The sequence below is a fragment of the Peribacillus glennii genome (assembly GCF_003429105.1).
GTDB lineage: Bacteria > Bacillota > Bacilli > Bacillales > DSM-1321 > Peribacillus > Peribacillus glennii.
In genome coordinates this window covers 221,695-242,250 of record NZ_QVTD01000001.1, presented here as the reverse complement: position 1 = coordinate 242,250, position 20,556 = coordinate 221,695, and the positions used below count along the sequence as shown (strand labels likewise).

General features: G+C 39.8%; 25 protein-coding genes and 1 pseudogene. 17 read left to right on the top strand and 9 right to left on the bottom strand.

Annotation, left to right across the window (positions count from 1 at the left end; all coding sequences use genetic code 11):
• Positions 1-38: 38 nt before the first annotated feature.
• Complete coding sequence (locus D0466_RS01175) at positions 39-1,175, bottom strand: YibE/F family protein (protein WP_117320721.1); 1,137 nt, start codon at positions 1,173-1,175, stop codon at positions 39-41.
• Between the two features lie 441 nt (positions 1,176-1,616).
• On the opposite strand from D0466_RS01175, the gene D0466_RS01170 reads away from it, so the two are divergent.
• The 4 genes from D0466_RS01170 to D0466_RS01155 all read left to right on the top strand — a co-directional run bounded on the left by D0466_RS01170 (position 1,617) and on the right by D0466_RS01155 (position 5,197).
• Positions 1,617-2,903: an Nramp family divalent metal transporter gene (locus tag D0466_RS01170; RefSeq protein ID WP_199484478.1), complete on the top strand. Its 1,287-nt coding sequence runs from the start codon at positions 1,617-1,619 to the stop codon at positions 2,901-2,903.
• Between the two features lie 117 nt (positions 2,904-3,020).
• Positions 3,021-3,821, top strand: a complete 801-nt coding sequence (gene zupT, locus D0466_RS01165) for a zinc transporter ZupT (protein WP_117320720.1) — start codon at positions 3,021-3,023, stop codon at positions 3,819-3,821.
• 740 nt (positions 3,822-4,561) lie between these two features.
• Positions 4,562-4,996, top strand: a complete 435-nt coding sequence (locus D0466_RS01160) for a S1 domain-containing RNA-binding protein (RefSeq protein ID WP_117320719.1) — start codon at positions 4,562-4,564, stop codon at positions 4,994-4,996.
• 15 nt (positions 4,997-5,011) lie between these two features.
• Positions 5,012-5,197, top strand: coding sequence for a hypothetical protein (locus tag D0466_RS01155; RefSeq protein ID WP_117320718.1), 186 nt, complete (start codon positions 5,012-5,014; stop codon positions 5,195-5,197).
• 66 nt (positions 5,198-5,263) lie between these two features.
• On the opposite strand, the gene D0466_RS01150 is transcribed toward D0466_RS01155, so the two are convergent.
• Positions 5,264-6,619, bottom strand: coding sequence for a TrkH family potassium uptake protein (locus D0466_RS01150; RefSeq protein ID WP_117320717.1), 1,356 nt, complete (start codon positions 6,617-6,619; stop codon positions 5,264-5,266).
• 340 nt (positions 6,620-6,959) lie between these two features.
• On the opposite strand from D0466_RS01150, the gene D0466_RS23260 reads away from it, so the two are divergent.
• The 10 genes from D0466_RS23260 to D0466_RS01110 all read left to right on the top strand — a co-directional run bounded on the left by D0466_RS23260 (position 6,960) and on the right by D0466_RS01110 (position 12,488).
• Positions 6,960-7,043 (top strand): DUF4238 domain-containing protein, encoded by an 84-nt coding sequence (locus D0466_RS23260; RefSeq protein ID WP_267897367.1) that lies wholly within the window; start codon positions 6,960-6,962, stop codon positions 7,041-7,043.
• Positions 7,044-7,087: 44 nt separating this feature from the next.
• Positions 7,088-7,237, top strand: a complete 150-nt coding sequence (locus D0466_RS23255; RefSeq protein ID WP_267897364.1) for a hypothetical protein — start codon at positions 7,088-7,090, stop codon at positions 7,235-7,237.
• Between the two features lie 56 nt (positions 7,238-7,293).
• Entirely contained in the window at positions 7,294-7,677 is a 384-nt protein-coding gene (locus D0466_RS22720; protein WP_325048659.1) for a DUF4238 domain-containing protein, read from the top strand.
• 104 nt (positions 7,678-7,781) lie between these two features.
• A complete protein-coding gene (locus D0466_RS22715; RefSeq protein WP_233522488.1) occupies positions 7,782-8,000 on the top strand; it encodes a hypothetical protein in 219 nt (72 codons plus the stop codon).
• A gap of 1,344 nt (positions 8,001-9,344) precedes the next feature.
• The gene (locus tag D0466_RS01135) at positions 9,345-9,833 is read left to right on the top strand and encodes a YhcN/YlaJ family sporulation lipoprotein (protein WP_117320715.1); all 489 of its coding nucleotides are present in this window, start codon (positions 9,345-9,347) and stop codon (positions 9,831-9,833) included.
• Positions 9,834-9,852: 19 nt separating this feature from the next.
• Positions 9,853-10,323 carry a stage V sporulation protein AC gene (spoVAC, locus tag D0466_RS01130; RefSeq protein WP_117320714.1) on the top strand — a complete coding sequence of 157 codons (471 nt, stop codon included), beginning with the start codon at positions 9,853-9,855 and terminating at the stop codon, positions 10,321-10,323.
• A gap of 2 nt (positions 10,324-10,325) precedes the next feature.
• Positions 10,326-11,348 carry a stage V sporulation protein AD gene (gene spoVAD, locus D0466_RS01125; RefSeq protein WP_117320713.1) on the top strand — a complete coding sequence of 341 codons (1,023 nt, stop codon included), beginning with the start codon at positions 10,326-10,328 and terminating at the stop codon, positions 11,346-11,348.
• Between the two features lie 20 nt (positions 11,349-11,368).
• Positions 11,369-11,725 carry a stage V sporulation protein AE gene (spoVAE, locus tag D0466_RS01120; RefSeq protein WP_117320712.1) on the top strand — a complete coding sequence of 119 codons (357 nt, stop codon included), beginning with the start codon at positions 11,369-11,371 and terminating at the stop codon, positions 11,723-11,725.
• A 263-nt stretch (positions 11,726-11,988) separates the two neighbouring features.
• Entirely contained in the window at positions 11,989-12,129 is a 141-nt protein-coding gene (locus tag D0466_RS01115) for a YjcZ family sporulation protein (RefSeq protein ID WP_117320711.1), read from the top strand.
• A 104-nt stretch (positions 12,130-12,233) separates the two neighbouring features.
• Positions 12,234-12,488 (top strand): stage VI sporulation protein F, encoded by a 255-nt coding sequence (locus D0466_RS01110; protein WP_117320710.1) that lies wholly within the window; start codon positions 12,234-12,236, stop codon positions 12,486-12,488.
• A gap of 47 nt (positions 12,489-12,535) precedes the next feature.
• Here D0466_RS01110 and D0466_RS01105 read toward each other — a convergent pair whose 3' ends face one another.
• Entirely contained in the window at positions 12,536-14,824 is a 2,289-nt protein-coding gene (locus D0466_RS01105) for a UvrD-helicase domain-containing protein (RefSeq protein WP_117320709.1), read from the bottom strand.
• Between the two features lie 240 nt (positions 14,825-15,064).
• Between D0466_RS01105 and D0466_RS01100 the strand changes: the two genes are divergently transcribed.
• Positions 15,065-15,379, top strand: coding sequence for a hypothetical protein (locus tag D0466_RS01100; protein ID WP_142919868.1), 315 nt, complete (start codon positions 15,065-15,067; stop codon positions 15,377-15,379).
• A gap of 38 nt (positions 15,380-15,417) precedes the next feature.
• Here the strand turns inward: D0466_RS01100 and D0466_RS01095 are convergent, their stop codons facing one another.
• The 5 genes from D0466_RS01095 to D0466_RS01075 all read right to left on the bottom strand — a co-directional run bounded on the left by D0466_RS01095 (position 15,418) and on the right by D0466_RS01075 (position 18,282).
• Entirely contained in the window at positions 15,418-15,909 is a 492-nt protein-coding gene (locus tag D0466_RS01095) for a spore coat protein (protein WP_117320707.1), read from the bottom strand.
• A gap of 69 nt (positions 15,910-15,978) precedes the next feature.
• Entirely contained in the window at positions 15,979-16,314 is a 336-nt protein-coding gene (locus D0466_RS01090; RefSeq protein ID WP_142919867.1) for a hypothetical protein, read from the bottom strand.
• A 169-nt stretch (positions 16,315-16,483) separates the two neighbouring features.
• Positions 16,484-16,912: a GNAT family N-acetyltransferase gene (locus D0466_RS01085; RefSeq protein ID WP_117320705.1), complete on the bottom strand. Its 429-nt coding sequence runs from the start codon at positions 16,910-16,912 to the stop codon at positions 16,484-16,486.
• A 5-nt stretch (positions 16,913-16,917) separates the two neighbouring features.
• Positions 16,918-17,433 carry a YjcG family protein gene (locus D0466_RS01080; RefSeq protein ID WP_117320704.1) on the bottom strand — a complete coding sequence of 172 codons (516 nt, stop codon included), beginning with the start codon at positions 17,431-17,433 and terminating at the stop codon, positions 16,918-16,920.
• 123 nt (positions 17,434-17,556) lie between these two features.
• Positions 17,557-18,282 (bottom strand): alpha/beta hydrolase, encoded by a 726-nt coding sequence (locus D0466_RS01075; protein ID WP_117320703.1) that lies wholly within the window; start codon positions 18,280-18,282, stop codon positions 17,557-17,559.
• A 179-nt stretch (positions 18,283-18,461) separates the two neighbouring features.
• Here D0466_RS01075 and D0466_RS01070 point away from each other — a divergent pair.
• Positions 18,462-18,905, top strand: a pseudogene (locus D0466_RS01070) (phosphatidylglycerophosphatase A family protein); the annotation flags it as partial.
• Positions 18,906-19,068: 163 nt separating this feature from the next.
• Here the strand turns inward: D0466_RS01070 and D0466_RS22710 are convergent.
• Positions 19,069-19,290 carry a hypothetical protein gene (locus D0466_RS22710; protein ID WP_233522487.1) on the bottom strand — a complete coding sequence of 74 codons (222 nt, stop codon included), beginning with the start codon at positions 19,288-19,290 and terminating at the stop codon, positions 19,069-19,071.
• Between the two features lie 608 nt (positions 19,291-19,898).
• Between D0466_RS22710 and D0466_RS01065 the strand changes: the two genes are divergently transcribed.
• A complete protein-coding gene (locus D0466_RS01065; RefSeq protein ID WP_117320701.1) occupies positions 19,899-20,408 on the top strand; it encodes a YfiT family bacillithiol transferase in 510 nt (169 codons plus the stop codon).
• Positions 20,409-20,556 lie beyond the last annotated feature (148 nt).

The window sequence follows — 20,556 nt, the reverse complement described above, 5'->3', positions numbered from 1 at the left end:
CAAGATACCTAAAATCGCTGCCAGAAAGACTAATACATTCATAATCTCGCCCTCTTTTGATTAATGAAGAAGATGGAGGTATAAAGACCAATCGGTATGGTGAGCACAATTCCAATCCCGCCAGCTAGGGCCCGAGCCATTTCTAATGATAGGTTCATGGAGAGGGTAAAACCTAAGGCAGACGCATTCTTCAAATACAAAATAAGCAAGGGAATGGAACCGCTTATATAGGCAAAGAACAAAATATTGGTCATGGTTCCCATTATATCCTTCCCAATCTCCATTCCAGAAGTCTTCAGTGCTTTTATGGATATGTTGTTATTGTTTTCATACAACCCAAAAATGGAAGAAGACATGGTAATGGCTACATCCATTACCGCACCCAAAGATCCGACCAATAACCCGGCCATAAACACCATTCGATAAGGACGGGTCAAGAATTGCATTTCTTCGTATCGGAGCCCACTTTCCAAAGTCAGCCTCATGACAAGAAAGGCAATCAATAGTGAAAGAAACGTTGCAAGCAGGGTAGCAACAATCGCAGCATATGTTTTTTCGTTAAAGCCATTGACCAGCAGCAAAGAAAACACCGTGAACAAAATGGCACTTATGCTGCATATCAGCACCAGGCTCACATGCGATGCATTACGATAAACATCCAGTGCATAAGACAATATAATGGCATTGACTGCCAAACTTATGATGGAGAACAGCCCTTGCTTTTTACCGACAATAAGCAGAATAAAGATAAAAATCCATGCAGTGATGACAATATGATGGTCACGTTTGACCTCTTTTATGGTGCCAGTTAATGAATCTTGTTCCTCTTTCTTATTGACTGAGACAAACAGCTTATCCCCTACGCCATATTCTTGGTCAAAGGCTCCGGATGATGAATACTCATTGGTTAAATGAATAAGCTGTCCTTTTCTGTTACCATTTTTTAGTTTTCCTATTATACGTTGCTTGAATAGGTAATCTTCATTACCATGGATATCGGTCATTTTCGTTTTATCAGCCAACGACACTTTGACGACCTCGGCTATGGGGCGTTCATAGAAGGAATCATTGTGATTCACAAAAAAAACGGATATCGCAAAGCATAATCCTAACAAGCTAAAGAAAATAAGGTGTTTGTACGTTATTTTTGTAAATTTGTTTATATTAACCTTCAAAAAAAAACCTCCAGTAAAAGGGATGGAGCTCCTTATCCTATCCAGCATAACACGGGATTTAGAATAGCAGGTGAATTTTAAAACCGCAAGAAAATCTCTTCCTCCTGGTTTCTTTTTACGTTAAGAGGCTATATTTCAAAATGAAAGCAATCAAGGTTTCAAATTATATAGAATGCTTTATGCCCTCTTAAAATCGTTATAGTTCCTATCCTTTTATTAGCATCCTAATTTATTTACTACAAGATTTTCCACGGCTCGGGGTTCTTTTCTACAGATCATAAGAATTTCACTATATGGATGATCGAGTCACGTGGTTAAATAGAAAATTCCCATTCGAAGTATTTTACATAATTCTAACAATGCCTTAAGATATAAGTAGCGAATTTTGCTCTAGGGAAACTTTTTTAGAACAGGCTTAATTTTGCGTAGGGGGGAAACAATTTGAAAAAACAAAAGCCCGAAACCATCATACTAAAAAATAAGACATTAATTTCCGCGGAGGCAGTACTAAGAGGGGATGTAACTGGTTTAAAAAGGATTTTACCCTTCCTCGGACCGGCTTTCATTGCCTCTGTTGCGTATATAGATCCTGGCAATTTTGCAACCAATATAACGGCTGGTTCAAAATTCGGTTATCTTTTGCTATGGGTGATTGCCGTATCTAATATAATGGCCGTATTAATACAATCCTTATCTGCCAAACTGGGAATTGCGACGGGTATGAATTTACCGGAAGTAGCACGTGATTTATTCCCAACATCCGTAGCTCTTTTTTTGTGGATACAAAGTGAACTGGTTATCATTGCAACCGATTTGGCAGAATTTATCGGGGCTGCTTTAGGACTTAATTTACTATTTGATATACCTATGCTTCCTGCTGCACTCATCACTGCGGCGGCATCTTTCCTTATTTTGGAATTGCAGCGTCGTGGATACCGCTCATTGGAGGCAGGCATAGCAGCGATGGTTATGATTGTGGTAGTAGCATTCGCCTGTCAGGTAGTGTTGGCAAAGCCTGATATAAGTGCTGTTGCGGAAGGGGTTTTTACTCCGAAGTTTGTAGGGGTAGACAGCATTCTTTTAGCTTCCGGCATTCTGGGGGCGACGGTCATGCCTCATGCGATCTATCTCCATTCCTCCCTTACTCAAAAGCGTGTGGTAGGACAGAACGACTTCGACAAAAAGCAAATATTCAAACTGGAATTTTTGGATATCATTATTGCCATGATGCTGGCTGGGGCCATTAACATGAGTATGCTGATTGTTTCTGCATCGCTTTTTTTCAAAAACGGTCTGATCATTGAAGACTTGTCTACAGCCTTTCATCAATTTGGCCATTTAGTTGGTCCTATTGCGTCGATTTCTTTCGGACTAAGCCTGTTAATTGCCGGGTTGTCCAGTTCTTCAGTCGGTACGCTGGCTGGCGATGTGGTGATGCAAGGATTTATAAACAGGAAAATAAATCTGTATTTACGGCGTGCTATCACAATAGTGCCACCTTTACTCATTATCATATCTGGTATTAATCCGACAAATGCCCTGGTCATGAGTCAAGTCATTCTATCGTTTGGCATTGCATTCGCTCTGATTCCATTGATTATTTTTACGAGCAACAAAAAAATCATGGGCGGGCTTACCAATCATAGGCTGACAACAGTACTAGGCTGGGTCATAGCAGGAATCGTCATTTTATTAAATATTTTTCTGCTTTTTGAGACCTTTCATTAATCTTAATCTATATGAGTTATGTTTAAGTTTCTCATAGGAGACAGTTCGTCCTTGTTTTCAGTGTAGTATGTAGTAAGGTGAAAATGGCAGCAACCGTTTGCAGGGGGAGATAGACCGATGGAAGAAAATGTGATTTTGGCTTTTAGCCTAACATTGTTAGCCGGACTGGCAACCGGAATTGGAAGTGTTATTGCGTTACTTACAAGAAAGACGAACAAAAAATTTCTATCTTTGACGCTCGGTTTTTCGGCGGGTGTTATGATTTATGTTTCATTGGTAGAAATTTTTGTGAAAGCCAAGACTGCCCTGGTTGATAGTGTTGGAGTCCAGTTAGGTAACTGGCTGACCGTTGGCGGGTTCTTTGCAGGGATGGTCCTTATAGCCTTGATTGACAAATTTATACCTACACAAGGGAATCCTCATGAACACCAGAAGGTAGAGGATATGAATTCCTCCGTTGAAGAGACTGCATTATTGAAAATGGGTACATTCACTGCGTTAGCCATTGCCATTCATAATTTTCCCGAGGGAATTGCTACATTCACTTCGGCTCTGCAAGATCCCAGTCTTGGGATGGCCATTGCATTTGCCATTGCTATCCATAACATACCGGAGGGAATTGCAGTGGCCGTGCCGATTTACTTTGCCACGGGTAACAAGAAGAAAGCCTTTAAGCTGTCATTTTTATCAGGATTATCGGAGCCGGTCGGTGCGATTATTGCATACCTGATCTTAATGCCGTTCCTTAACGATGTAATGTTTGGCATGGTGTTTGCTGCGGTGGCTGGCATCATGGTTTTTATATCACTTGATGGATTGATTCCTGCTGCTAAAAAATATGATGAAGGGCACGTATCCATATACGGTTTGATTGGTGGCATGGCAGTCATGGCCCTTAGCTTGTTGTTGTTTATCTAATCTTAATGGAAACGGCTAATCCTTCCCACTACTGTGGGACACTGCTGACGGCTATGCGTGACATCATAAACCGGCCTTACATGCACATAAGTAGACTGCTCCGAAAAGAGCAGTCTTTTTGAAACTTTTCTAAGCATAATCATGCTACTGCTAATTTAATGTGCCATCATCTCATGGGCCACATCAAGTCTTAATGTGACTGCTATGGCCTATGTATGATCGATGAAGGCAAAAACCGGAAAGTACGATCATCTGTCACCTAAGTGAACAAGGGATTAGAAGGCTGTTGAAAAAAAAGCGACATGATGGCTCTATCCTGCTGCTGGATCAATGGCTGTCGATGTCGCCTGCCTAAATCATTATTTACTTTTGGAAAAGGTGATATTTTTGCTTTGTCACATAAAATTGACACTGTCATGCCCTTTAGTCCGATTTTTCCTCATATAACATGAGTTGGCACTCAATTAAACACATTGAAGGTATCTTATTCATATCACGGTTTTTCTCAAAAGTTACTATTTAAATGTGCATGTGGTAGCAACTTTGAAAAAACATTTACCAAATTTAAAAATAATAACCAACGTAAATGTGACGTATGCCAACCGCCACAAGTGACACGACAGCGAATAAACGAAAATAAACAATGATCCTGCTCTAAAAGTATCAAATTTGATATTATAATCATTAATACTTTGTTATAATAAACTGTTATTAACATATCGAGGAGGAACATTATTTTCATGTCAATTGAACTAGGAAGTAAGGTACAAGGTAAAGTAACAGGTATCACTAATTTTGGAGCATTCGTAGAATTACCTGGAGGAACAACAGGTCTAGTGCATATCAGTGAAGTTGCTGATAGCTATGTAAAAGATGTTAATGATCATCTCAAAATAGGCGATATGGTTGAAGTTAAAGTGTTGAGTGAAAAAGAAGGAAAGGTTGCCTTGTCGATAAAGCAAACCATAGATAAACCTGAAGGACAATCTTCTTATAAGCAACGTCCTCGCCCCACTCAAGGTAGAGGGAATGATCGTTCTAGAGGTAATTTTAAACCAAGAGAAACCTTTGAAGATAAAATGTCTAAATTCTTGAAGAGTAGTGAAGAGAGCTTATCTTCTCTAAAACGTAACACTGAAGGAAAACGAGGTGGAAGAGGAGGAAGACGTGGTTAACTTGCTGCGTTTTCATTGTCACTTTACATGGAGCCTCTACGGGCAAGATATCGAGCCATGAAGCCTGTTACATCCAACAAACTGGCTCTGCCGAACAAGGATAACATGCCCGCCTCTCCATATAATAACGAGAAAGATTCCACAGAATTAGGTGTTTTAAAATTTGGAGCTGTTTTTGGGCAGCTTTTCTTGCTCCACTAAAGGGGCAGGTTAGCCAAACAAGGAACTAGTAGTTATTTAAAAAAGCACTGTTTGGACCAGTGCTTTTTAGCCAATTAATATTTTTTCCTCAGCATAACGAATCTTCGCTTTATTATTTGCGTGGATGGCTAGTGCAAAAGCCATTGTTAAAGGACCTACTCTTCCTATAAACATCATTACTGTAATTAAAATCCGCCCCATAGGACTTAATTCCATTGTTAATCCAGCACTCATTCCGACTGTTCCAAAAGCTGAGACTGTTTCAAATAGTATTTTAGACATTTCTGCTCCTTTTTCTGTTATTGTCAGTAAAAAGAAGATCAAGAAAATAAAAATAACTCCAGAAACAGCAATGGATAGCGCTCTAAATACAAGTGTCTTAGGAACTCTGCGTTTAAAGATATTTATATCTTCTTTGTTAGTAACGACAGACCAAAGAGCCAGTAACAAGAGAGCAAATGTTGTTACTTTGATTCCACCTGCTACTGAACCCGACCCTGCACCTATAAACATTAACCCCATTATATAAACTTGAGAACTTAATGTCATTTGACTAATATCAATTGAATTAAAACCAGCAGTACGAGGAACAACTCCCTGGAAATAAGCAGCCCACCACTTATCGGTCGTCCCCAAACTTCCTAGAGTACCTGGATTATCATATTCCAAACCAAATATGATAAGTGTACTAACTATATTGATAACCAAAGTAAAACTTAACGTTATCTTAGTGTGAAGAGAGACCTTTCTCAAATTCCTCTTTTCGAATATATCGGCAACCACAAAAAAGCCTATACCGCCAAGAATAAATAATGAGGTTATGACGATATTTATAGTGGGATCACCAACCCATTTACTTAAACTATCCGCTTCAAGACCAAACCCAGCATTATTAAAAGCAGAAATAGAATGGAATATTCCGTAATATAGGGCTTGACCCCAACTCATTTCCTGGGACCAACGGATAGCCAAGGCGATTGCCCCAAGGGCTTCCACTATTAACGTGATGATAATAACTCGTTGAAGCAATCGTATAATTCCTTGTAGTGAGAATGTGTTTAACGATTCTTGAAGTAACAGTCTTTGTTTTAAGCCGATCTTTTTCCCAAGTATGATAAACATCAGTATTCCACTGGTCATAAATCCCCAGCCACCCAGTTGAATAAGGGCTAATAGGATAATTTGACCAAATAAAGTAAAGGTGGTCCCTGTATCAACAACGGCTAATCCTGTTACACAAACTGCCGAAGTGGCTTCAAACAAGGCATCAATTAAGCTAAGGTGATGCCTGTCTTTTGTTGCTGCTGGAATCATAAATAGGCAAGTACCTATAAAAATTAAGACCAGAAAACCTAGAACCAGAATATGGGCAGGATGTAGATTTATTGTCTTTAATCTTTTTATGTGATTAAAAAAAGTCATATTTTTTCTCCTAAAGACTACAATTTACTTTTGTTTTCATCTTAATCTTTTTACATTCTATTTTCAAATATTGGTGTGTTGATGACGAGGGATTGGTTAACGCACTTTTTAGTTATATTTGAGACAGTTTTGATTGTGAAGAATGGTACTTAAACAAACGGGTGCTTGAGTATAAGATCCTAGCTGCTTTTGAAGCAGCTTTTCTTGTTCCACTAAAGGGCCGGTTAGCTGAAGAAGGAAATCTCAAAATAGGGACGGATATTTCAGTTTATTTAATTTGTATTGATAAAGACACCTTCATAGGAAGATAATTAAAGAAAAAGTAAAAAAAGGAGTAATAATGGGGGAAAAAAGTAGGCAACATTATGTACCAAAATTTTATTTAAGAAATTTTTCTGATAGCAAAAAATCAATTGACATTTAATATTACTAACTCGGAAATATATTTCGAATGCGTCTATAAAGGATATGTGTCAAAAGAACAATTTTTATGGTTCTGATAAAAAAGTAGAAAACTTTCTAAACGAAGATATTGAATCTAAAGCATCACCCATTATTAAAGGTATTATTAATACCAATGAATTTCCGAGTGAATTAAGGATTATGTTGATCTCATAAAGTTTCTTCTTGTAAGTGAAGCAAGAAATTTAAGGTCTGCAGATTCAACAAATAATATGGTTGATTTTATGACTAAAACCATAATGAAGGAACATCCTGATTTCAAAGATGTCGATTTAGAACCGTTTACAATTGGTTGGAATGAACCAGCTAATCACATGATAGAAATGGCTCTAGAAAGTATACCTATGGTTATTGATCTAGAACCAATCTTGATTGTAGAACAAAAAGGAGCAAGAAGATTTATTACGTCAGATAATCCTGTCGTTCGTTATAATTCCTTTTATATTAGTAAAAGGTATCCGAGAGGTTTTAGTTATATTACTAGGGGGCTGCAACTATTTCTCCCTATCTCACCTCATAAATGTATTATGCTATATGACAGACTAGCATACGATATTCCAGAGGCAAAAAAGAGTGTTAACCTTACGGAAAGCTAGGGATGTTGACCAATCGAGGGATTATATAAAAAGAACATCGCACACCGAAGATTAAAGACTTAAATAGAGAAGTTGCCTCTTTTGAGTCAGTTGATTCGGAAGGAATGTTAGTTAGCTTCAGTCAAAATAAAGTATCTAAGGACTTTCGTTTTTCATGGATAAAGAATTCACAATTTGCTAATAGCTTAAAAATCCCTTCTCACATGGGGGGACTTAATCGAACAGAATCATCATTTATTGGGGAATTTTTAGAAGCAGATAAAGCTAAATATTCGAACAATCGTACAAAATCAAATGAAAAATTTGTTAGAAAAGAAAAATAACCAAAATTACTGAGTAATCTACATTATGTAAAATTTTGAAATACCAGCAGAAAAAGGAGCGATTGCTCCTTTTATTGTATTATTTAAGTAAAGCCTAAGCCTACATAATACAAAATAATAATTACCTTACCAAATCCAAATCTCACTTATGATGAGAACCAGCTTAACCCACTTAATAAAATTGCATGATGGGAAACTCGAAATTATGAGGCTGCAAGAGAGAACCCAAGTTAAAAAAAGAAGATATAGAAGAAATAAAGGAATGCAAAAAAGAGAACCAAAAATAGCCTATAGCAATAGAATCCACTGAGGAAAGAGATGCCAAATATGATTTTTAATAAGTTGGCTTAGATTACGATTGCGGGTAGAAATAAAAAGAAGTTCTGTGATGTATACCGACTTCTTAATTGTGATGTTGATTATTTATTAAACAAGGTTAAATATTGTGATACCGTACACTTAAAGTGACGGGTGGATTTGTTTAAACTAAGGGTTGCTTGTGGCAGCCCTTTTTTCTTGTTCCACTAACGGAGCAGATTAACTTAAAGGAATTTGTTGAAGTTTGAATAATTTAAGAACAATTCATACCTAATATAAAGCTAAGAAACGATTTTTGAAACTAAAGCAAAATAAGAGAGAGAGGATGTTTTGGATGCTATTCCCAAAAGAGAAGATGAAAAGTGTTATGAAGTTTATACTAATTGACCCTAATGGGCCGTCCCAAATTCTTAATATTGCTTTTGAAAAATTAAAAGAAGTTCACCCCTAACGACTATTGATGTAAGATTCCAAGTCAACAGTGGCGTTTGGAAAGATCAAGGAGAAGTGAGATATGCTTGGAACGATCCGACCAAAGACAAAATACACATCTTCATTGAATCGGTTTTATATGGTCTATTTGATTATTCCCTTCGACACAAACCTACGGATGCGGATGAACAAATTAAATTTAAACAGTTGCTTATCCACACTATTGCTCACGAATATCATCATTCAGTTCAAAAAGAACAAGGGGTAGACATGGGCAATCTAACACAACAGCACGAGGACGATTGTGATCGCTTTGCTGACGATTTTATTACCAAATATTTCTCGTGATTGGATCGGAAATTATGTGACAAGTGATCTGCTTAAATTCGTTTAACTCACGAGTGCTATTCTTCAATAAAGATTTAAAACAAGTACCCCAAATGGGGTCTTTATTTTATGGTCATTTATCAACAATATTATTTAACAAAGCTTCGTAAAAAAACATTTAAAAACCATTAGGGGAAAATATGTCATTCATAAAAATCAATGATATACAAAAAACTATATTCAGAACACAAATAGGATGTGAACAACATGCCGGGAAAACATTTCAAAGCAGTATATTTTCTTCTGATTCAGTTTGTGATCCTTCTTGTTGCTGCGGGTTGCGGGAATGAAGAAAGAATGAAAGAAGGCACGGCGCTAATACAACAGACGGATCCTCCTGCCTTGGATGTGCGCAGCACTACATATCAAAAGGATGGATTACCGGAGAAAGTAAAAAAAGAAGTGGCCGGGATAGATGGCATATATGATGTCGCGGTCGTGCAAAATGGCAAGAAAGTGCTTGTAGCGTATAAGGTGAACCACATGCGGCGGTTTCAGATGAAAAAAATTGAAAAAGAAGTGAACACCCATCTTAAAAAAAGGTTTAAAGACAATGAATTTATTGTTTCAAGTGATTATAAAATATTCCTGGAAACAGTAAGGCTGAATGAGATGTTGATGGACCAGGATGTTCCAAAGGAAAAGGCAAAGAAAAAGTTTAAAGATATCGAGTCATTGCAAAAGGAAATGACGTAAGAGGGGAAGGTCAGCTAACATGGCGAATCAAACAAACGACAACGCAGCCCAAAAGGCTTATAAACAGCTTCAAGGAAAACACGAGACACAACGGCCTGTATTAAAAAATTGCCTTAGGGCTTTTCTTGTAGGAGGCATTATTTGTGCGATCGGACAGGCTGTGATGTATTTTTATATTTATTTTTTCAATTTCACGGAACAAACAGCCGGAAATCCAACTACCGCTACCATGGTGTTTTTTGCCCTTCTGCTAACCGGGTTTGGGGTGTATGACCGCTTGGCTCAGTTCGGAGGAGCCGGAAGCGCTGTTCCTGTAACGGGATTTGGCAATGCTGTTATTTCTGCTGCGATTGAACACCGCTCAGAAGGCTATGTACTGGGTGTTGGAGGCAATATCTTCAAACTTGCGGGATCGGTTATCGTTTTTGGCGTCTTTTCAGCTTTTGTAGTCGCTCTGATTAAGACAATTTTTATCCAGTTAGGAGGATGACGATGCTTACTGGAAAACAATCGTGGACGTTCGAGAATAAACCCGCCATCCTTTCTACCGGGGTTTCAGGCGGGCCATTTGAAGCAAAAGGAAATCTTGCTGATGATTTTGATATCCTTCATGATGATTTGTGGATCGGGGAGGATAGTTATGAAAAAGCACATAAGGTACTGATCGAAGAGGCGGCCGAGAAAGCGATCGAGAAAGGCAACATCCAGAAAGAAGATATCCAATTTTTCCTGGCAGGGGATTTAATTAATCAAATCTCGCCGACCAGCTTCGCCGCCAGAGGAATAGGCCTTCCTTATTTTGGGCTTTTCGGGGCATGCTCCACTTCGATGGAGGGACTCGCATTATCAGCTTTCCTGGTCAATAACAACGGGGCCCGTTATGTTTTGACAGGGGCTTCCAGCCATAATGCAGCGGTTGAAAAACAATTTCGTTATCCTACAGAGTATGGGAGCCAGAAGCCGCCAACCGCCCAATGGACAATTACAGGTGCGGGAATGGCCGTTGTCACGAACCAGGAGAACAGGACAAATTCCAGTGTCTCAATTACTGCAGCTACAATCGGGAAAGTTGTCGATATGGGCCTTAAAGATCCATTCAATATGGGAGGGGCCATGGCACCTGCAGCAACAGATACGATTATGGCGCATTTCCATGACCTCGGCATAAAGCCTGATCACTATGACTTAATCGTAACAGGTGATTTAGGGAAAATAGGCCGGGCGACTACACTGGACCTTCTCTCTCAAAAAGGGCTATCCTTGCGGGAAGAGCAATTCAAGGATTGCGGAATCATGATTTATAAGGAAGACCAGCCGGTACAATCAGGAGGAAGCGGCGCTGGCTGTTCCGCAACGGTTCTATATGGTCACTTGCTTAATGAAATGAAGAAGGGGACTTATAAAAGAATTTTGATGATTGCGACAGGCGCTCTTTTGTCGCCGCTATCGTATCAGCAAAAAGAGTCTATTCCATGCATTGCACATGCAGTCGCACTTGAATATGAAAACAAATAAGTCAAAAAGGAGGAGCTTGCATGCTACCCATGTTTTTTTGGGCTTTCGTGGTTGGAGGCATCATTTGTGTGATCGGGCAGCTTTTGTTTGATGTGGCTAAGCTTACGCCTGCCCATACATTAAGTTTGCTTGTTGTCATCGGGGCTGTCCTTGATGGCCTCGGACTATACGAGCCGTTGATGGATTTTGCCGGTGCTGGAGCTACCGTCCCGATTACTTCTTTTGGGAATTCCCTTGTACACGGGGCCATGCAGGAAGCAGAAAAGCACGGCATCGTCGGTGTCGTCACAGGAATGTTTGAGGTAACCAGTGCAGGCATTTCCGCTGCAATCATTTTCGGATTTATCGGTGCACTTGTTTTCAGGCCTAAGGGCTGATCACAGCAAGGCCGAATAATCTTCTCCAATTGCTTCAGCTAACAGATCGAGCTGATGTGGCTTACTTCCTGGGATCAGAATGAGGATATTTAATCATGTCATGGTTTTTTAGCTTACTTTATATTCCCATGCGGCTGATTGGTAACGGCAATGGACCAGCTTGCCAAATAAAAAGGTACATGTGTATAGGCAAGAAGCCTATACACATGTCCGCACACTCACATATGTTAAAGTAACCTAAGCGAAAAGCGAGGTGAAATGTTATGTTCGGATGCGGATGCGGTGGCTACGGCGGATATGGTTATGGCGCTCCTGTAGCTGGTGCAGGATATGGCGGCCACGGTTTTGTTTTGATTGTTGTATTGTTCATCTTGTTAATCATTGTTGGTGCTTCCTTCTGCTAATAAAGGATGGAATGGGTAAACCCATTCCATTTTTTTGTGCGGGCAATTTTTCACCAATCGGTTCCTTTGACATAAGATAGGAATACAGAGAAGGAGGGCTTAGCATGGATAATCACTTCTTTAAAAATATGGAAAAAAAAACCGGCGTTAACATGAAGGATATTTTCGAATTGGCGAACTCTCTGCAGGGAGCAAATTTTAAAGACGAAGCAACTGTCCGAAATGTGATCAAAAGCGTTTCAAAAATGGCGAATAAACCTGTAAGCAAGGAGACGGAAGACCAGATTGTCCAATCGATCATCAAAGATGGCAAGCAGCTGGATTTCGGGACCCTCTCAAAAATGCTGAATAATAAATAAAACAGCAGAAAAGAAACGGGGGAGGAGAATGCCCCGTTTCTTTTTTTCTATATTTTTAAAAAACGTGAGGGATAGGCGGTTCTTCCCCTTCTTGTCCTCAAAACAGAAAAATACAGGCCATGGCTCGCCCGGGTAGCAGCCACATACATCAGCCTGCGCTCTTCTTCCAATGGGGCAAGTTCCCCATTTCGAAAGGCATCGAGGGCAAAATCATGAGGAAGGCTTCCCTCCACAGCGGCCAATACATACACATTTTTGTATTCCAGCCCTTTTGAACGATGGATGGTTGTCAGATGAATGGCATCTGCAAAATGCTTGGACAACTGTTTCACTTCCTTGTTCATGGCAATCATATGGTCGGCATGTTCAAGAAATTCCCTTACCGTTTCGAATCTTCTTGCCGCAACTTTAAGATCGCGGATATCATCGGAGCCCTTCTCGATATTTCCTTCATTTCCCCGTTTTTTCACGAAATCATGGTACCCCAGGTCTTTCTCGATCCTTTCAAGGGCGACAAGCGGGTCGACATTCTTCAACGCGCGAATTTTATTCGGCAGAGCTTTAAGCTTTCTCTCCTGGAAGGAATGGCCAGTTTTTATATAGGAAAAGGCATCGATAAAATCACAATCCTGCAAAATTGTCTGGGCTTTCATTTCCTGAAGGACAGTTTGCCTTAAAAACAGTGAAGCCAATATTTCTGTAGCGGCTTTTGGGTCTTCGGGATGCATGCTTAACCGCAAAAAAGCAAGCATTCCTCTTACAATACGGCGCTCATAAAAGGATTCGGCATCACGTTCAATCACGAAAGGCAAAGAAGAGGAAGCTAGCCGTTCAAAAATCGAGCGTGACATAGAATGGGTCCGGTAAAGCACCGCGAAATTACCAGGACTGGCCCCCTGGGCGATTTTCTCCTGTATATCCGTAACAATCATCGTGGCTTCCAATTCCTCGTCATAAGGATAAAATAAAACGGGTGGATCGCTGAAATTGTGCTGCGCGGCCATGGTTTTGTCCATCCTGCTCTTGTTCTGTCTTATTATGCGGTTTGCTGTTGCTACAATCTCATGTGCCGACCGATAATTTTCCGTAAGCTTGACCACTTTTGTCTCAGGAAAATCCTTTTTGAAATTTAAAATGAAAGCTGGGTCGCTGCCGCGAAATGAATAGATGGCCTGATCATCGTCACCGACCACACACACATTTTTTGTTCCAGAAGAAAGGATTTTAATCAATTCATATTGAACTTTATTAATATCCTGGAACTCATCGACCAAAAAGTATTGAAACCTCTTCCTGTATTTTTCAAGCAATGTTGGCTGCTCCTTGAAAAGGGTATAACAGCCCACGAGCATATCATCGAAATCGTACATCATCGAATCCCGCTTATATTCTTCATATTTTTTGTACAAATAGGCGCAGGCAGACTCCCATTCATCGGCGGCCGGTTTAATATCATCGGGAAAAACCAGCGAATTTTTCCATAGCCCAATCTGCTGCAGGGCGTTGTCATAGGCAAACTCCTTTTCGTCAAGCCCATATTCGCGCCCGGCAGCCTTAATGATCTTCTCTTTTTCCCAATCCCATTTTAACAACAGGTTCCGCTGCCACTTCTCTGGCTCGTGGAAAATCAGGATTTTATAGAAAATGCTGTGGAAAGTCCCGCTTACCAATTGATTTACGTCAGACGCTGTGATTTTTGGGTATGAAAGCAGCCGGTCCTGCATTTCTTTCGCGGCCTTCGCCGTAAAGGTAACCAGCATGATGGATTTCGGGGCGATTTTTTCCTCAGTAAGCATATAAGCGGTCCTTACAGTCAACACCCTGGTTTTGCCGCTGCCGGCACCTGACAGAACAAGCAGTGGTCCATGGATTGAGGCGGCCGCTGCCAATTGCTGTTCATCAAGAATAATGCCGTTTTCACGGAGTAACGAAAAGTATGTATCGTCTTTGGTGTGGGATACCGGAAGTTTTTCCGAAAAGGGGGGATTTCCCTTGATCGGCCTGCTTTTGATATAAGGTACCGTTTTTTCGGATGGCACGGTAATACTTTTTCGTACCGGGAGCCTGAACCCATTTTGGCCTTTATAAGCCTCTTGGTTTTCAGTTTTTGTATCGTCCTGCACAACTTCCTCCTGCAAGGACGGCCCACAAACAGCTGATGGGGATGTATGCCTAAAATGGGGTGGTTCATGAATCCCGATATACAGTTTTACGGCGTTGGTGCAATAAGGGCAGGATAGTTCCCCGCGCCTCCCTTTCTCATATATAGCTTGCAGCTGATCTTCTGGCATAGCGTCAAGGCGGACGATTCCGTTTGCTGTTTTTGCTGCATTCATTAAAATTACCTCAATTCTAATTACACTTAAGAAAATATATAACTTGGGGATTCAGTTAAGGGCAACTGCCCCTCTTTCCTTGTCTTTTCAAGGATCGCCAATCGAGCTTTCTTTACAATTAGGCAATCTTCATGATAACAGAACATATACTAAACAAAAAGAGTATAAATTCCGTGTTTAGGCAATTAACAAATTGGGTATAGGGAAAATGATGAACCTTGAAGAGAAAAGAGGGGGATTATGATGGGATACATACTTCCAGCCAATCAATTTGAGTATATTCAATATGCGAACCGCACAGTAAGTGCCGAAAAACAGCCGCAAAAAGTTGTACAAGGGGTAAATCCCATTATGCCCATCACTTTCATGGAGGAACTTGACAGGCAAACGGCTGCAATTGAAATGAAAGAACCGGTTGAGACCAAAAAGGCTTCAAAAGCTTTGCCAGCAATATTTATGAATCACTCTATGAAAAACAGAATCCCTGAACACCTTATTTCCAAAATGAAGGCCGAATTGACAGGCAAGGGCGGATACTTTAATCAGACGATATAAGTTAAAAAGAAAAGGACACTTTCCGTGTCCTTTTCTGATTACAGGATATCGATGTCTACAATCAGTGCAACCAGTAGCTGGAACAATGCCTGGATGCTTGCGGCAAATTGTCCGTCAGTAGTGTGGACATCAATGCCCCTAGAGTTTTCAATGATTGTTTTTTGCCGCGTAATTTGGGTGATTTTAGTAGTCTGAAGCAATTCTTGGGTGATTTTTTCGGCCCGGTCGCCATCCAGGATGGAAACGCTGATGACAATGGCGATTGCTGCTTGCAGAGCTGCCTGCAAGGAAAGGGCTGCTTTAATGTCAACGGAGTTAACATTTACTTCACAGGAATCCTTGATATAGATCAGTTCTTCAGACAGCTGAAATTCTGAAGTTTTTTGAATTGCTTCCTGCTCTATTCTAATGTCATCGTCATTACAGAAATGGGACATTGGGTGGTGGGAATGCGGATCTAGGGCAGACCATCTTTTTTCATGGTGATCACAGTGGTGATCAAACTTGCTATTATAAACCTCTTGATTCATAATTATCCTCCTTTAAGTTTATTCACTATTAAGCTATGCTGGCCGGGTAACTATGTTTGGACGAAAATATCACTCCAATCGCCTATTTTTCCTTCTCTGTGCCAGTCTGTTAATGCGCGGGGCTTTAGGCTGCTCAATCTCAGGCTCGATCTCAGGCTCGGTCCTATTATCTTCGTACACATTTGTGTGCGGGTTTACATCATGTTCTGTCACGTTTGTTTTACCGGTAAATTCGTTGACTTGTTTTCGTAATAATTCGATTGTGCTTCTAAGGTGCTCTTTTTCTTCTTCGGTAAGATTGGCTTTTCCTTTTTTGACGCCATGCTTCCGCAAGGTGCGGGAAACTAACAATTCCATCATCTTTTTCTGGGTTTCCTCCATGTCGGATCCCTTGTGGTCCATCATTATCCCTCCTTCATTTTTCTTATATTAGACTATGTAACCAAAGGTGAAATGGTTTGGGGCAGGTGTGGAATTTAGGGAGCGGAGCAGTTGGTCATGCCCATATATACAAAAAGCCCCGAGTCAGCGGGAGACGTGTTCACACTGATTCAGGACTCTTGGACAAATAAGTCTATTCGGTTTCTTTTACCATTGTTTTGTGGGGAATGCCCGCATCGAGGAATTCATCCGAAATAGCCTCGTAACCTAACTTTTCATAAAAAGGGATTGCATGGACTTGTGCATTTAGTTTGAATTTCTTTATGCCTTTGGATGCTGCGAAATCATGAATGGCTTCCATTATGGCAGCACCTGCCCCGTTTTGCCGTGCGGAAGAAAGAACACAAATGCGTTCAACTTTTCCGAGGCCGTCTAACAGGCGAAAACGGCCGGCTCCGATCGGAGAATGGGAATCATCATATAAAACAAAATGGGTGGACTCATCTTCAAACCGGTCGATTTCTTCTTCTTCAGGCACATTTTGTTCATCAATGAATACTTTGGTCCGTACGGAATAGGCATCTTCACGTTCTTCTTTAGAGGCTGCGATTTTTACGTTCACTCTATTTATTCCTCTCCTAATGTAAATGTGTCATATACGGTCCATGAACCATTTTCCAGCTGGTACAATAAATGGATCCGGTCCACTTGCTCTTCATGTGCCACATCCACCATCGCCAGCTGTCCAAAAACATCCGAGTGTTCATCATTTGAAAGCTTTTGCCCGATCGTAATATGAGGAACAAAAGCATATTCAGATTTATCCTCAAAGAAGTCCTTACTGTTGAGCGCATGATGGAGTCTTTCGATTTCTGGCGTCAATTCCAGTTTAAAGTAGATTGTATTATTAGCCGGCTTGAAGGAGCTTACTTTTAATACATTCAATGTAAAAGGTTTACAATCCAAAGCTATTTGTTCCAGCTTTTCTGAAATTGTTTTGATTTCTGAATCACTGGCTTCAAATGGCCCCTTTAGCGTAATATGGGGAGGAATTAGTGCATAATGCGGATCATACCGTTTCCGGTAAGAATTAGCTTTATCTTGAAGCGTTTTAGATGGAAAAATTGCCACACCATATTTCATCTTCCTGCCTCCTATGTAAAAAAGTCATTGCTAAAAAAAGCGATCAATTAAATTATAACAAAGTTTCATGGAAAACAAGTAATTTTATGGAACTTATTCCTATCACAATATAGGCGTAACTCTTTAAAAGATATGCTTTAATGCCCGTTTCAAATCCGGCTGCCAATATTTCCATGTGTGATTTCCATCAAATTCATCATAAAAATAGGAAAACCCTTTTTCCTTGAACAAATTGCTTAACCCGCGGTTCGGCTCAATGAAATTCGCTATTCCTCCGTCTGTAGTCGGGACCTCAGTCTCCTCTTTGCCAACGATATGGTATATCTCGAGCAGTTGTGGGTGTTCGAAGTCCTTTACTGCTTTCTCTACTGCTTCATTGACAAGCGGGGATTGCATAATACATTTTCCAAATGTATTCGGATATTGCACAGCGGCCAGCAGAGATACCGTTGCCCCTAAGGAATCTCCAATTAAGGCACGGCCCAAACCCATATGGTATGTAGGGAATTCTTGATCAATGAATGGCACAAGCTCATGGGCCAGAAAGCGTATGTAAGAAGTATGCTTTTCGCCCGACGGATGATACTTGCTGCGCCGGTCATGAACATCTCGATACGGAATGCCGACAATGATTAAGTTGCCGATTTGCCCCTCATTTGCAAGCTGATCGGCAACCCTCCCGATCCGGCCAAGCTGAAAATAATCACGCCCATCCTGGGCGATTAAGACCGTATGTTTATTCAAAGGCGAAAAATTGGCAGGCAGATAAACCAATAACTCCATTTCTTCCTCTAGTTCCAGGCTGTCTAATTTATATTCCTTTATGGTGCCCTTAGGTATGCTGTTCATCGAACCACCTCAACTATCAAAATATCGGTTTACCCGCTTATTCTAGCATACTAAGGACTGTTTTTCTTGTCCTTGGATTTTGAATTTTGAAAAAAGACTGTTTTTTTGGAAGGTGCGAAGGAAGAGCCGTGTTATAATATGGAAGAACACAGGTAGTTTCTTCTAAAGGAGTTGTAGAAATGTCACATAACCGAGTTCACAGCAGGGAAGTTACAAAGGCAGCAAAGCATGCTTTGGAAGACAGGGGCGTCAGTATTGAATCGATTGCGGAAATCGTTTATGAAATGCAATTTCCATATAACGAGGGACTCACATTGGATGATTGCATAGTCAGTGTAGAAAAGGTCCTGGTGAAAAGGGAAATCCAGCATGCCATTCTAGTCGGGGTGGAATTAGACAGGCTGGCGGAACAAAAGAAACTATCCGAGCCTCTTCAAAGTATTGTTGAATCAGATGAAGGGTTGTTCGGTGTCGATGAAACGATTGCGTTCGGGGCCGTGTTAGGATATGGAAGCATTGCCGTCACAACATTCGGACACCTCGATAAATATAAGATCGGGATCATCAGGGATCTCGATACAAAAAAATCGGACAAGGTCCACACATTTCTAGATGATATGGTTTATATATTAATGTAGGGATATTAATGCATATGTAGGGATTAACAATAGAACTATCTTGATGACACCAAGTTAATAAGGTGTTTTTATTTTTGTCCAAAAAGACGTAATTCTTGGATAAAATTTATAAATAATATAAAATTATGGTAATCAATACAATTTTTAGTTAAGAGGGGGAGGGGGAGCCTTGAGGAATAACCTTTTCATTTGCGTGAACTCTTTCCGCACTATATTCGTCAAATTTTTTGTAGCCATCAGCTGGGTCGTTAAAAGTCTTTAAAAAGAATTCATCCACCACTGATGTTCTTGTTTTACCAGTTGAAATTATATTAATAAGTGGAGTGTCTTTATCAGAGCTTGCATCTAATACAGGACAAGAAAAGAACAAAAGTATTTTAGATGATTTTAATTTCTAGTTAACTTTTTATTTCATGAGTGATATTCTTTGGTTTGGTTTAAGTAGATTAATAAAATTAAGGCTGATTACAGCCAATGAAATGTACCATCCTTGACATGGTTTTTACCAATGAATGACAAAAAGTGTACCAATGAATGACAGACTGTTTACCACTTCATACCTTCTAGATGATCAAAGATAAAAAAACATATTTTTTTGGAATCAAAATTAGATTGATTTTCAATAAGTTCAGTCTTCCGCAAACGGGCGAGATTGTTGAACAATGGATTGTCCCTATATTATAAACAGGGTTATATTAATTTCGGTGAACCATATCATAAGGTAGTGGTAAAACAGAGAATGGAAATAGTTATTAATAAAGAGGGCTAGAAAAGATATAGAAAAAGACAGGGTTTTTAAACGTTAATACCGAAATACATAATAGTATGGAACAATATCTTTAGGATATGAATATATGAAGAATTTTGCGGATCATGATTTAAATCATTTTGAACAGATTTATGGAGTGATTCGTACACAATCATTATGTAATAATAAATAAGTAAAAGAAATAACGAATAGGGAAAAGGGGACTGAAAATGGATGTAAGATACCCAATTGGGAAACTACAAGTTCCTGAAAAAGTAACATTAGAAAATATTCATGAATGGCTAAAGGAAATCGAAACTTACACGATTCGATTAAGAGAAACTGTCGACTCATTAAGTGATGAGGAATTAAGCAGAACTTACCGTGAAGGTAGCTGGACAGTTCGTCAACTTGTTCATCACATTGCAGATTCTCAGTTGAACATGTATCAACGTTTGAAGCTGGCTTTAACAGATGAGAATCCAACAGTACCAGCTTTTAATGAAGAAAAGTGGGCTATTCAACCGGATACAAAGCTTCCTGTAGAAAGTTCTATTATAATGTTAGAAGGTATAAATGAGCGCATTGTATCTTTAGGACATAGTTTAACTGAAGAGCAATTAAATCGAGCTTTTACTCACCAGATAAACGGTATAATAACAGTTGCAACAAAAGTTGCAAAATTAGCTTGGCACGAAGAGCATCACTTAGCTCATATAAAAACCGCATTATCAAAATAATACAATATGTATAAAAGTGGCTTATCGAACCTTGATAAGCCATTTTAAAAATTAAAATAAGGAATAATTACAGAAGTTTTATTCAACTAAAGGGCGCTTTCCTAAAACAAGGATCAGCGCTTATTTCATTTTAGGGCCAGATTGTGGA